This window comes from Dictyoglomus sp. (assembly GCF_049968615.1).
Taxonomy (GTDB): Bacteria; Dictyoglomota; Dictyoglomia; order Dictyoglomales; family Dictyoglomaceae; genus Dictyoglomus; species Dictyoglomus turgidum.
In genome coordinates, this window is sequence record NZ_JBMFQK010000001.1 from 138,252 (window position 1) to 150,767 (window position 12,516).

Annotated in this window: 11 protein-coding genes; 6 read left to right on the plus strand and 5 right to left on the minus strand. The window is 33.4% G+C overall.

Features of this window, described 5'->3' with window-relative positions:
* Positions 1-4 precede the first annotated feature (4 nt).
* The 6 genes from gcvPA to ACP5QL_RS00755 are packed head-to-tail and all read left to right on the plus strand — an operon-like array spanning position 5 to position 6,594.
* Positions 5-1,366: an aminomethyl-transferring glycine dehydrogenase subunit GcvPA gene (gcvPA, locus tag ACP5QL_RS00730; RefSeq protein ID WP_012583867.1), complete on the plus strand. Its 1,362-nt coding sequence runs from the start codon at positions 5-7 to the stop codon at positions 1,364-1,366.
* Positions 1,363-2,805 carry an aminomethyl-transferring glycine dehydrogenase subunit GcvPB gene (gcvPB, locus tag ACP5QL_RS00735; protein WP_012583868.1) on the plus strand — a complete coding sequence of 481 codons (1,443 nt, stop codon included), beginning with the start codon at positions 1,363-1,365 and terminating at the stop codon, positions 2,803-2,805. The genes gcvPA and gcvPB overlap by 4 nt, the downstream gene beginning before the upstream one ends.
* A complete protein-coding gene (locus tag ACP5QL_RS00740; protein ID WP_012583869.1) occupies positions 2,802-3,605 on the plus strand; it encodes a radical SAM protein in 804 nt (267 codons plus the stop codon). Before gcvPB ends, ACP5QL_RS00740 begins: the two co-directional genes overlap by 4 nt.
* Positions 3,602-4,534 (plus strand): radical SAM protein, encoded by a 933-nt coding sequence (locus ACP5QL_RS00745; RefSeq protein WP_272994789.1) that lies wholly within the window; start codon positions 3,602-3,604, stop codon positions 4,532-4,534. The genes ACP5QL_RS00740 and ACP5QL_RS00745 overlap by 4 nt, the downstream gene beginning before the upstream one ends.
* The gene (locus ACP5QL_RS00750; RefSeq protein WP_012583871.1) at positions 4,527-5,936 is read left to right on the plus strand and encodes a CCA tRNA nucleotidyltransferase; all 1,410 of its coding nucleotides are present in this window, start codon (positions 4,527-4,529) and stop codon (positions 5,934-5,936) included. Before ACP5QL_RS00745 ends, ACP5QL_RS00750 begins: the two co-directional genes overlap by 8 nt.
* On the plus strand, positions 5,905-6,594 hold the full coding sequence (locus tag ACP5QL_RS00755; protein ID WP_242603693.1) for a DNA repair protein Rad50: 690 nt from the start codon (positions 5,905-5,907) through the stop codon (positions 6,592-6,594). Before ACP5QL_RS00750 ends, ACP5QL_RS00755 begins: the two co-directional genes overlap by 32 nt.
* Here ACP5QL_RS00755 and ACP5QL_RS00760 read toward each other — a convergent pair.
* From ACP5QL_RS00760 to dprA, 5 genes are read right to left on the minus strand one after another with little or no spacing between them, the layout of a single operon-like run.
* Positions 6,578-7,069, minus strand: coding sequence for a hypothetical protein (locus ACP5QL_RS00760; RefSeq protein WP_273333372.1), 492 nt, complete (start codon positions 7,067-7,069; stop codon positions 6,578-6,580). The genes ACP5QL_RS00755 and ACP5QL_RS00760 overlap by 17 nt on opposite strands.
* Positions 7,070-7,073: 4 nt before the next feature.
* The gene (xerA, locus tag ACP5QL_RS00765) at positions 7,074-7,976 is read right to left on the minus strand and encodes a site-specific tyrosine recombinase/integron integrase (protein WP_012583874.1); all 903 of its coding nucleotides are present in this window, start codon (positions 7,974-7,976) and stop codon (positions 7,074-7,076) included.
* Entirely contained in the window at positions 7,973-9,292 is a 1,320-nt protein-coding gene (gene trmFO / locus ACP5QL_RS00770) for a methylenetetrahydrofolate--tRNA-(uracil(54)-C(5))-methyltransferase (FADH(2)-oxidizing) TrmFO (protein WP_012583875.1), read from the minus strand. The genes xerA and trmFO overlap by 4 nt, the downstream gene beginning before the upstream one ends.
* Positions 9,274-11,364 carry a type I DNA topoisomerase gene (gene topA / locus ACP5QL_RS00775; RefSeq protein WP_272994787.1) on the minus strand — a complete coding sequence of 697 codons (2,091 nt, stop codon included), beginning with the start codon at positions 11,362-11,364 and terminating at the stop codon, positions 9,274-9,276. The genes trmFO and topA overlap by 19 nt, the downstream gene beginning before the upstream one ends.
* Complete coding sequence (gene dprA, locus ACP5QL_RS00780; protein WP_012583877.1) at positions 11,357-12,451, minus strand: DNA-processing protein DprA; 1,095 nt, start codon at positions 12,449-12,451, stop codon at positions 11,357-11,359. The genes topA and dprA overlap by 8 nt, the downstream gene beginning before the upstream one ends.
* Between the last annotated feature and the right edge of the window lie 65 nt (positions 12,452-12,516).

The window sequence follows — 12,516 nt, forward strand, 5'->3', positions numbered from 1 at the left end:
TTAAATGGCGTATTTTCCTCACACCCCTCAAGAAATTAGGGAGATGCTGAATACCATAGGAGTAGACTCCATAGAGGAGCTATTTTCAGAGATTCCTGAAGAAATAAGGCAAAAAGCAAAAGAAAATTTTAAGCTTTCAGCGTCTCCCTCAGAAATTGATCTTTTAGAAGAAATAAAACAGATATCAAAGAAAAATATAGGGAAAGACTATATTTCTTTTCTTGGTGGTGGAGCATATAGACATTATATTCCATCTTTTGTAAAATTAGTAAGCCTATTTCCTACATTTTACACTTCTTATACCCCATATCAACCTGAAATAAGTCAAGGAGTACTTCAATCTATTTTTGAATATCAAAGTCTTATTTGTGATCTTACAGGTATGGAGGTAGCAAATGCATCTTTATATGAGGCAGGGTCAGGAATAGCAGAAGCAGCCCTTATGTCTGTTAGGATCACAGGCAAAAAAGAGGTTATTGTCTCCTCTGGGTTAAATCCCGAATATATCTCAGTACTTAAAACCTACCTCCAAGTCCAGAACATTGACTTAAAAATTTTACCTTTAGATGAAAATGGCGAAACCGATATTACTGCTCTTGAAAGGACCATATCCCCCAGCACTTCTGGGGTTATATTACAGAATCCTAATTTTTTTGGAGTTATAGAAACAAAACTCAAAGAGATGGAAACTCTAATTCACAAGAACAATGCATTATTCATTCTCTCTATATATCCCATCTCCCTTGGTATCCTCAAACCTCCTTCTGAATATAATGTAGACATTGTGGTAGGAGAAGGACAATCCTTGGGAATTCCATTGGGATTTGGGGGGCCTTATTTAGGAATTCTCGCTACAAAAAAAGAATTCATAAGACAAATTCCAGGAAGAATCGTTGGAGAAACCATAGACCTTGAGGGAGAAAGAGGCTTTGTAAACACTTTACAAACTCGTGAGCAACACATAAGAAGAGCAAAAGCCACATCTAACATATGTACCAATGAGGCATTATCCGCTATATCTGCTGCTGTATACATGGCTCTTCTGGGTAAGAAGGGGATTAAAAAGATTGCAGAAGTATGTTTTTCAAGAGCTCACTACTTAAAGGATAGACTTCAAAAAAAATTAGGAATAGATTTTATATATCCTAATTCCTACTTTTTTAATGAGTTTGTGATTAAAACTCCTGAAAACAGTAAGGTTTTTCTTAAAAAATTAGAAGAAAGGAAGATTCTTGGAGGAATTCCTCTTTCTAAATTCTATAAAGAAAGAGAAAAAGAAATTCTTATAGCTGTGACAGAAAGAAATTCTATAGAAGAGATTGATTATTATGTAAAATCCCTTAAGGAGGTTCTTAAAAAAGATTGAAGAAGAAAATACCTTTGATAAAAGAATTAAGTAATGATGATAGACCTAATATTCATCTTCCAGAGCCATTAGAGGAGTTCTCACCTGAAAAATTATTGCCCAAAGAATTATTAAGAGAAGATCTCCCCTTACCTCAACTAAGTGAAATTGAGGTGGTAAGACATTTTACCAATTTATCTTCTTTAGGATATGGTGTAGATCTTGGCTTCTATCCTCTTGGTTCGTGTACCATGAAATATAATCCAAAAATAAACGAGGAAATTGCAAACAATGAGTATTTTACTGATCTTCATCCCCATACTCCTGAAGATCTCTCTCAAGGAGCTCTTGAAATAATTTACAAACTTGGAGAGGCACTTTCTAAAATAACAGGAATGGATAAGTTCACTTTTCAACCTTCTGCCGGAGCCCATGGAGAGTTAACAGCCCTTCTTATGATAAAAGCATACTTAAAAGATAAGGGTGAAGATAGAAATATTGTTCTTGTACCCGACTCTGCTCATGGTACAAACCCAGCAAGTGCCTCAATGGCTGGATTTGAAACCATAGAAATACCCTCTGACGAAAGGGGACTCATAAATCCTAATATTCTTGCAAAATATTTAAATAAAAACGTGGCTGTACTAATGCTAACAAATCCTAACACCCTTGGACTTTTTGAAAGAGATATTCTTAAAATAGCTAAAATGGTACACGAAGAGGGTGCTCTTTTATATTACGATGGTGCTAATTTAAATGGAATTATGGGATATGCTCGTCCTGGAGATATGGGATTTGATGCAGTACATATAAACCTACATAAAACCTTTTCAACTCCCCATGGAGGTGGAGGACCTGGTGCAGGACCTGTAGGTGTGAAGGACTTCTTAAAAGATTACTTGCCTATTCCAACGGTAGAATTTAATGGAGAAAAATATTATCTAAATTATGATATTCCTAAAACTATAGGACGAGTAAGAACCTTTTATGGAAATTTCTTAGTTATGGTAAAGGCTTACGCTTATATTAGGCTGCTGGGAGACGAGGGACTAAAAAGAACCACCGAGATGGCAGTATTAAATGCAAATTATTTAAAAGAGAAGCTAAAAGAATATTTTAACCTTCCCTATCCATCTATATGCAAGCACGAATTTGTATTATCAGGTAAAAGACTAAAAGAAAAAGGTGTAAAAGTATTTGACATAGCAAAAAGACTATTAGATTATGGTATTCATCCTCCTACCATTTACTTCCCCCTTATAGTCGAAGAGGCATTAATGATAGAACCTACTGAAACAGAGACTAAATATACCTTGGAGGAATTTGTAGATATCATAAAAACAATCCTAAAAGAGATTGATGAAAATCCAGAAATAGTCAAAAATGCCCCCCATAATACTCCTGTAAAAAGACTAAATGAAGCCTATGCAGCAAAAATGTTAAAGGTAAATTGGAGATGACCATAAAAGTAACCCCTATAAGTACTCTGCCCATAAGTATCACAGGAGATTATTGCGCCTTACAATGTGATCACTGCAAAGCACATTTTCTCAAAAACATGACTCCTTTATACCTTTCGGAAAATAAGCTTAAAAAGGATAACAATTATAAAAGTATTCTTATAAGTGGGGGCTATAATAAAGAAGGAGTGCTACCTATAACCGATGTCCATTTAACATACCTTAAAAGATTTAAATCCATGGGATATAAATTAAACTTCCACTTAGGACTTATTAATGAAGAGGATGCTAAAAAACTTAATGGTATTCCTGACATGGTATCCTTTGATCTCATATTTGACAACTTTGTCATAAAAGAAGTATTTCACTTGAAAAGCAAAAATAAAGAAAATTTCAAAGAGTCATTTTTACTTCTCAATGAACACTTCCCAGTAAGCCCTCACATCTTGATAGGAGCAAATTATGGAAAAATAAGTAAGGAGTATGAAGAGATAGAATTTTTAGAAAAAATAAACCCCAAAAAGCTTATATTCATCGTAATCACCCCATTAAAAAATACACCTTTTGAAAAGATAGACCTTCCTCCTATTAAGGAGATAGAAGACCTTTGGAAATTTGCAAAGAAAAAACTTCCCAATACAGATCTATACCTAGGATGCGTAAGACCCAAAGGAGATTATAGATATGAATTAGATTCTCTTGCCTTAGAATTTGAATTTAAAGCAATAGTAAATCCTTATCATGATGTAATGAAGAATTTAGACGATAACAAATTTGATCAATGCTGTGCTCTACTATGAAGATTGGAGTTTCTTCTGGAAGTCTTGAAGTATTAAAAAGAAAAATATTTAAAAAAGACTCTCCCACCACTCTTTATCTTTTAATTGGAAGCAAATGTCTAAATAATTGTGCCTTTTGTATTCAAGCAAGAAACGTAAGAAAAGAAACTATTATGCTGTCAAGAATCTCATGGCCTCCTATAGATTTAGAAGAGCTTGAAATACTCCTATCAGAGTTTAATCCCTTCAAAAGAATATGCCTTCAAGTTACAAACCATTTAGGTTGGAAGGCTAATATTGTAAAGCTTACAAACGCCTTTAAAAAATATAATCTTCCTATCTCTATATCTGCACCCGTGGAGGATTTAGAAGATGTTAACTTCCTTTTTAAGAATGGAGTAGATAGGATAAACATCTCTATAGATGCGGCAGAAAAAGAACTCTATGAAAAAATTAAAGGGAAAAACTGGAAAGAGAAAATAGATCTTATAAGAGAAGCAAGCAAAATATTTCCCAAGAAAATAACAACTCATATCATTGTAGGTTTAGGAGAAAAAGAAAAATCTTTAGTAGAACTTATAAAAGACCTTTCCTGTTGGGAAGTAAAGGTTGCCCTTTTTGCCTTTACCCCATTACCAGGTACACCTCTTGAAAACCTATCCCAGCCCTCCTACTTAAAATACAGAAAGATACAAATAGTTACCTATTTATTGCAAAATCATCTTATTGATTCTGAGGATTTAACCTTTGATAAAGACGAGCTTATACTAACTAAAAAGATCTTAGAAAAAGCTTATCTATATTTTCATGAAATATTTAAAACCTCTGGTTGTCCTTACTGCAACAGACCATATTATAACGAAAGTCCAAGAATTATACCCTATAATTACCCCAGAGACCTCACAAAAGAAGAGATAGAAGAGATAAAGTTGACTTTAGAAGATGGATAAAGAGTTATATAAGATACTCTATGTAGTAAGGGAATATGCAAAAGTATATAATATCACTCCCTATATTGTAGGAGGATTTATCAGAGATTACCTATTAGGGAAAAATCCAAGGGATATAGATTTCCTAATTCATCCTTTCAATGTAGATTTCATAGATCATATCGTAAAAATACTAAACGGTAGGCTCGTAATTTTAGATGAAGAGAGAAAATATTTCCGAATAGTAATAAAAAATAAAGAAAAGACTTTTGTCCTTGACTTTACTCCTATATACCAGCAAAATCTTCTTTTTGAGATTATAAGAAGAGATTTTACTATAAATTCCATAGTATTAAATCTTAAGAATTTTAAAATATTTGACCCATTAAGAGGCTTAGAGGATTTAGAAAGAAACGTGATAAAGCTTTCATCTCCCAATTCTCTAAGAGAGGACCCCTTGAGGATATTAAGAGTTTTTAGGTTTGGAGCTTCAGGCTTTAAGATAGATAAAAATGTTCTTGAAAACATAGAAAAGAATAGCCAAAACCTTTCTAAAATAAAACCTGAAAGGATTCATGAAGAGATTTATAAGATATTAAAAAATCCTTTTACCTCTCACTTTTGGAAAGAAATGGAAGAATACGGAGTATTAAAAGAGATATTTCCAGAACTTTCCAAGATAAAGTATATTCCGTGGAGTAAACCCCATCACGAAAATCCCCTTGATCACTCTATAACTACCTTATATGTTCTAGAAGACCTATTCTATAATATGGATTTTCTTTTTCCATCTATCAAAAAAGATCTGGAAAATTATTTTAGCAAAAATTTATTTTCAGAATTTACAAAAAAAGAAACCTTAAAACTTACAAGTTTGCTCCATGACATCGGAAAGAGTAAAACTTATAGTATAGATGAAGAGAATCTTGTTCATTACTATGGACATTCAAAAGTAGGGGCAGAAATGATAAAAGAAATTGCTGAAAGGTTAAAATTAAGCAACAAGGAGTTAACATTTATACAAAAACTTATAAGAAATCACATGTATCTCATTGATCTTATAAAAAACCCAGAGATAAAAACAATCCATAAACTAATCTCAAGGGTAAATGAAGATGTACCATCCCTGGTATTTCTTTTTATATCTGACCAGATAGCCATAAAAGGAAATTTTGAAAATAAAGACTACTTTGAAAAGTTGTTAGAAGAATTCTTTAAACTTAAAAATATCCCCAAACCTTTATTAAGTGGACATGAAATTATGCAATTATTTAATTTAAATCCCTCTCCAATTGTGGGTACATTAAAAGAGAAACTTATAGAAGCCCAAATAGAAGAAAGGGTAAAGACAAAAGAAGAAGCAATAAAATTTTTAAGGGAGATCTTAGAAAATGAAAGATATTCCTCAGGAAATAATTCATAAAGTGATGAGAGACTTATTAGAAAGAATATACTTACCCTTTTCATGGGGTAAGGAAACTCTTTTTTATTTTTATCATTTCCAAAAGGGAGAAGAGGAAAAGCTAATAAAATCTTTTAATTACTTTAAAGATTTTCAAAATTGGATGATCAAAAACAAATCTAAATTTAACAAGCTAATAAGAAGGCTTAATGAGATAAAAGATTTAAGGGGAGAAATTTTAGTTACATTAAGAACTACTGAAAATTTAAATAATATCAGTCTTATAATTGATGACATCAAAAATTTAATATGCCAAGAAAATATAATATTGCCTGAAGATATTTTAATCCCAGATATGAAATACTTATCCTACGAGAATTTCCTTTGGGAAGTCTTATCCTTTTATCTGAAGATGACAAAATTTATAACCTTTGCTATAAATTTTGATAAATTTCCCAAGTTATCAGAAAGATTCAAAGGAAAAAAACTCTACAAATATAATACTCCATATAAAATGGAAGAAGAAAAAAGCTTTTTACAAAACTTAATTCTTGCCATATGTGGAGTTCCAGGATTCGAGGAGATAGAGTTTTCACTATTAAACTCTATCTCCCCCAAGAGAAATTCTTTACCTGAAACCTTAGAAATAAAAGATGATATTTTTATTTTTCATAAATAGAAATTTCTATCTTCTTAAGCCAAAATTCTCCACTAGTATCCTTATCCAATCTTATCTCTACGATATTTGTCTGCCCATTAAGCCAATACTTGGAAATATTAAAAGAAGGTGTAATGTAATAATCGCTTCCAAAATCAAAACCACTAACAAGCTCCTTAGAATTTACTAAAATTACTATTGGTGCCCATGTCTCTTGAGATAAAAGAGATGAAGATATACCAGTAAGCTTAAGTATGACTCTTTTGGGAGATTCTAAGGATGAGACAGGGGTATATATTTTTAAACTACTTCCACCCTTTAAAAATGCCAAATGATACTCTCCATCTTCTTTTTCCAAATCAACTCCTTTACTAATCTCGTAACTTAAATTACCTTTTGGTGGATTTTTAGTAAAATCTAAAACAAAACTTTGTTTTGCAAGACCAATATTTAACATTAATAAGAGCATCACTCCAAGTACAACATATCTTTTCATATAATTATTCCTCCCTTTCTTTTTTGATAGCTCTTGGATGAGATACAGTATAAGTTCTTCTTATTTGGTCAGTAGTTAAATGAGTATAAATTTGAGTAGTAGAAATTCTTACGTGTCCCAAGAGCTCTTGTACGTACCTCAAGTCTGCTCCTCCTTCAAGAAGGTGGGTAGCAAAAGTATGTCTCAAAGTATGAGGAGAAATCTTTTTATTAAATTCTTTGGTATATTTTTTAATGATCATTCTTACTCCTCTATCAGAGATTCTTCCACCTTTTGCATTAAGAAAGAAGGCTTTTTCAGGTTTCTTTAGAAGTTTAGGTCTTACATAATCTTTATAAAGCTGTAATATTTTAAGAGTTTCTTCACCTACTATTACCACCCTCTCTTTAGCCCTTTTCCCAAAAACCCTAATCTCTCCATAATTCCAATTAATATCCTCCTCATTTATGCCCACAAGCTCACTTACCCTAATCCCCGTAGCATAAAGAGTTTCTATTATAGCCCTATCCCGAATGCCAATAAGATTATCTAAAGAAGGAGAATTCAAAAGTTTCCTTACTTCATCTATGGATAAAAATTGAGGAAGTTTCTTCTCAATCTTTGGTGTTGGAATAAACACGGTAAGGTCCTCTTTAATTTTTTCAAAAGTCAATAAGTACTCAAAAAAGCTCCTTAAACTTATTACTTTCCTTACAAAGGTACTATTTTTATAACCTTTTTGGGCTATAAATTGAATATAACTTCTAATATTCCTTTTATTAGTAAAATCCAGATCTTTTTCTTTGCAATACTTATAAAAATCCAAAAGATCTCTAAGATAACTCCTTAAGGTATTAGGAGAATAATTTCTTTCAAATCTTAGATAATTTATATAATTCTCTATTTCTCTCTTTAGATCCAAATTCATACGTTGATCGCAAATCTCCTTATTACATCCTCAAGATCTCTAAGTGCTCTTTCAGCAAGGAGTCTGTTCCTAAGCTTTTTATCTTTTATAGGCTTATCAAGAGGTAATAATATACCCCAATTGGCATTCATAGGCTGATAATATCTCACCGGCACCTTTGTAGTAACATAAGAGATAAGAGCTCCAATCATAGTAGTTGGAGGTAAAATAATCAAAGGCTTTCCCTTATACAAACGTGCTGCATTTATTCCTGCCACAATTCCCATAGCAGCTGACTCCATATAACCTTCTACTCCTATTAGTTGCCCTGCAAAAAACACCCTTTCATCTTTTATAAACTGGAGAGTGGCTTTCAAGAACTTCGGAGCATAAAAATAGGTATTTCTATGCATTACTCCATACCTTGCAAATTCTGCATTCTCAAGTCCAGGTATCATTCTAAAGATTCTTCTCTGTTCTTGAAATTTCAATCTTGTTTGAAATCCTACCATGCTATAAAGGGTTTTCTGAATATTTTCAGGTCTGAGCTGAACTACTGCATAAGGTTCCTTTCCTGTTTTAGGATCTATTAGCCCAATAGGTTTCATAGGTCCATATCTTAAGGTATCAATACCTCTTTTAGCAAGGACCTCTATAGGGAGACATCCTTCAAAAAACTTTTCTTCTCCAGGATAATGGGATTCAACAGTCTCGGCATTAATAAGCTCTTCTACAAACCTTTCATATTCCTCCTTAGTCATGGGACAGTTAAGATAAGTTTCTTCTCCTTTTCCATAACGGGAGGCACTAAAGACCTTTTCATAATTAATGCTATCAGCGTAGATTATAGGTGATACCGCATCATAAAAATACAAAGAGTCAGTATCAAGAACCTCCATTAAATGTTCCGCAAAATCTGAAGAGGTTAAAGGGCCTGTGGCAACTATTACTATACCTTCCTTAGGTAGCTTTTTGACTTCTTCTCTTATTACGGTAACATAAGGACTCTCAAGTAATATTTCTTGAACTCTTTTTGAAAAAAGTTCCCTATCTACAGCTAAAGCAACTCCTGCAGGAACCCTTGTTTCCTCTGCTACCCTTAAAAGTAGAGAGTCTAGTTTCCTCATCTCTTCTTTTAAAAGACCTGATGCATTGGTTATCTCTGTAGATTTAAAGGAATTGCTACAAACAAGTTCTGCAAGGTATTCTGTCTTATGCACTGGAGTTGTAACTATAGGTCTCATCTCATATATCTCAACAGGAATCTTCCTTTTAGCAAGCTGCCATGCTGCCTCTGATCCAGCAAGTCCTCCACCTATTATTTTGACTTTTTCCATCTCTTTCTCCTCCCTGTCCAGACAATATAATTACAATCTTTATTACTGCATTTCTTAAATCCGTTCCCCTTAAGCATGGTGCTTCCACACTGAGGGCATTTTTCATTTAATGGTTCATAAGGGGATGCAAACCTACACTCAGGATAATTTATACAACCCCAAAAAGTCTTTTTTGTCTTTTTTGCTTTTTTCTTTACCACAACCCCACCACATAGTGGACATCTACCTTGAGCCTCTTCATATATAGGTTGTGTGTATTTACACTCAGGATATCGTGAACAAGCATAATACTTTCCATTTTTATTCTCTCTTATAACCAACTTACTACCACAAAGAGGACAAATCTCATCAGTTTTTTCTATCACTTGAATTTTTCCAATATTTTTTGATACTTTTTCAAGCTCTTCTTTAAAAGCTGGATAAAACTTTTTCAACACTTCAATTGCCTTTACCTTCCCACTTTCTATCTTATCTAAATCCTCCTCCATCCTTGCAGTAAATTTTACATCAATAAGGTGAGGAAATTGCTTTGTCAAAAAGTCATTTACCACCTTTCCAAGGGTTGTTGGAACAAGAGTTCTATCTTTAACCTCTACGTATTTTCGTTCTTTTAAAGTCTCAATTATTGTAGCATAGGTACTTGGCCGTCCAACACCATATTTTTCAAGAGTCCTAACAAGAGTTGCTTCAGTATATCTTGGAGGAGGTTCTGTAAAAAATTGCCTTGGGATAAGAGTTGTCAGTTTTACGTTCTTTCCCTCCTCAGGTACATAATCTATATTAACTTCATCTTTTTCCTCTCCATTCTCTTCTTTCTCCATGTAAAGAGACATGAATCCTGCAAATTTCAGCTTCTTACCCTTAGAAAGAAATACATAATCTCCACCTTTTATGTAGATCTCCACCACCTCAAATATTGCATGATTCATCTGGCTTGCTATAAATCTTTCCCATATGAGCTTGTATATCTTAAATTGCTCATCAGTTAAATATTTCCTAATTTTTTCAGGATCCCTAAATACAGAAGTAGGTCTTATGGCTTCATGAGCATCCTGTACCCCTAATTTTTTCTTTTCCTTATGCTCCTTACCCACATATTCTTTTCCAAAGCCCGATTCAATATATTGAACAGCTTCCTCTCTTGCCTCAGGAGCAATTCTTGTAGAATCAGTCCTCATATAGGTTATAAGCCCGATTCTCTCATTCCCTATATCAACTCCCTCATAAAGAGATTGGGCTATCTTCATAGTCTTTCCTACAGGAAAACCAAACCTCTTTGAAGCCTCTTGTTGAAGAGTACTGGTTATGAAAGGAGGCGGTGGTGTTCTTTTCTCTTCTTTTATTACAACTTTGTCAATTCTATAATCAAGACAATTTAATATTCTAATGATCTTATTTACTTCCTGTTCATTTTTAACATTTACCTCTTCATCTTTATATAAAATAAGCTTTCCATATAGCACTTTTTCTTCATCTCTAAATTCTCCATATATATACCAATACTCTTCAGGAATAAATTTTTCAATTTCTTCTTCTCTCTCACATATAAACCTAAGAGCCACCGATTGAACTCTGCCAGCAGAAAGTCCTTTTCTTACTTTTTCCCAAAGTAGTGGACTCAACTCGTACCCCACAAGCCTATCAAGAATTCTTCTCGCTTGCTGAGCCTCAACTCTATCTAGATCTATTTCTCTTGGATTCTTTATTGCTTCAAGAATTGCCCTTGGAGTTATTTCATGAAACTCTATTCGTGTAAATTTTTCCTTCGGAAGCTTTAATTCTTCTACTAAATGCCAAGCAATAGCTTCCCCTTCTCTATCAGGATCTGTAGCGAGATACAACTTTTCTGCCTTTTTTGACAAATCCTTAATAGTATCAATAATTTTCTTTCGAGAAGGTAAAAGCACATACTTGGGTTTAAAATTATTCTCTATATCAACTCCAAGTTCCTTTTCTGGTAGATCCCTTATATGTCCATAAGAAGCCAAAACCTTAAACTCTTTTCCAAGAATCTTCTCTATAGTCTTAGCCTTTGCAGGTGATTCTACAATGATTAATTTTTCGTTATCCATCAATAATAACACTCCTTTTTTTAGCATATCTTAGTCCGGGATATTCTTCTACAAAGCCCTTTCCTTGCAAGGATATTATTATAAACATCAATCTGGATAAATCAATATTTAAATTCTTCATTAAATCCTCGATAAAAATAGGCTCTAAACCCAAAAAATTAAGTACTAATTTTTCTTCTTCGGTCAATTCAAAGTCTTTTTCTTTTCTCACCTCATAAGGAATGTTATATTCCTCAAGAATATCTCCTATATCAATCACCATTTTAGCCCCATCTTTTATAAGTTTATTGGTGCCAATACTCTTCTCATCGGTTAACCTACCTGGAATAGCAAAAACATCCCTTCCTTCGTTTGCTGCAAAACCTGCAGTAATCAAGGCCCCACTTTTCTCTCCTGCCTCAACCACCAATATGCCTTGACATATACCACTTATTATTCTATTTCTTTGAGGAAAAGTATAACGCGCAGGTCTTGTTCCAAGAGGATATTCGCTAATAATAGCTCCACTTTCCATGATCTTCTCCGCAAGCTTTAAATTCCCTGATGGATATATATGATCTAAAGAGCTTCCAAGAACAGCAAAAGTTTTTCCTCCACCTTCAATAGCTCCCTTATGGGCATAAGTATCAATACCATATGCAAGTCCGCTTACCACCACAAAGCCATACTTTACTAACTCTCTTGCAAAACTTTCTGCCATCTTAACTCCATAAGCTGAAGGTCTTCTTGTTCCAACAATACCTATAAATTTTTCTCCCTCTATACTTCCCTTATATAAGAGGAGGGGTGGTGAATTCTTAATTTCTTTTAGTAAAGGAGGAAAGTCTTCTTCCCATAACGTGACCATCTTTATACAATGCTTTTCAAGCTTTTCCCACTCTTTCTCCCAATTAAACCTACGCTTAAAAACAATAAACTCTTGAATTAGAGAGGATCCTGAAAATAAATTAATTAACTCACTTTCAGAAAGAAAAAACAACTCTTTTGGACTTATAATATCAATCCATTCTCTCCATCTTCTAAATAAAGGGGAGAAGAAGCTTAAAGCATATATAAAAGGTTTATCTTCAACTCTAAATTGATACATTCCGAATTATTTTACCAAAATTTGGTAAAAAATCAAAAAGGGGAGGAAAAGATCTCTCCTCCCCT

Excerpts from the sequence above, each read along its gene's own strand:
- gcvPA (WP_012583867.1), top strand. The coding sequence starts at position 5 with ATGGCGTATTTTCCTCACACCCCTCAAGAAATTAGGGAGATGCTGAAT.
- ACP5QL_RS00740 (WP_012583869.1), top strand. The coding sequence starts at position 2,802 with ATGACCATAAAAGTAACCCCTATAAGTACTCTGCCCATAAGTATCACA.
- ACP5QL_RS00745 (WP_272994789.1), top strand. The coding sequence starts at position 3,602 with ATGAAGATTGGAGTTTCTTCTGGAAGTCTTGAAGTATTAAAAAGAAAA.
- ACP5QL_RS00750 (WP_012583871.1), top strand. The coding sequence starts at position 4,527 with ATGGATAAAGAGTTATATAAGATACTCTATGTAGTAAGGGAATATGCA.
- ACP5QL_RS00755 (WP_242603693.1), top strand. The coding sequence starts at position 5,905 with ATGAAAGATATTCCTCAGGAAATAATTCATAAAGTGATGAGAGACTTA.
- ACP5QL_RS00760 (WP_273333372.1), bottom strand. The coding sequence starts at position 7,069 with ATGAAAAGATATGTTGTACTTGGAGTGATGCTCTTATTAATGTTAAAT.
- xerA (WP_012583874.1), bottom strand. The coding sequence starts at position 7,976 with ATGAATTTGGATCTAAAGAGAGAAATAGAGAATTATATAAATTATCTA.
- trmFO (WP_012583875.1), bottom strand. The coding sequence starts at position 9,292 with ATGGAAAAAGTCAAAATAATAGGTGGAGGACTTGCTGGATCAGAGGCA.
- topA (WP_272994787.1), bottom strand. The coding sequence starts at position 11,364 with ATGGATAACGAAAAATTAATCATTGTAGAATCACCTGCAAAGGCTAAG.
- dprA (WP_012583877.1), bottom strand. The coding sequence starts at position 12,451 with ATGTATCAATTTAGAGTTGAAGATAAACCTTTTATATATGCTTTAAGC.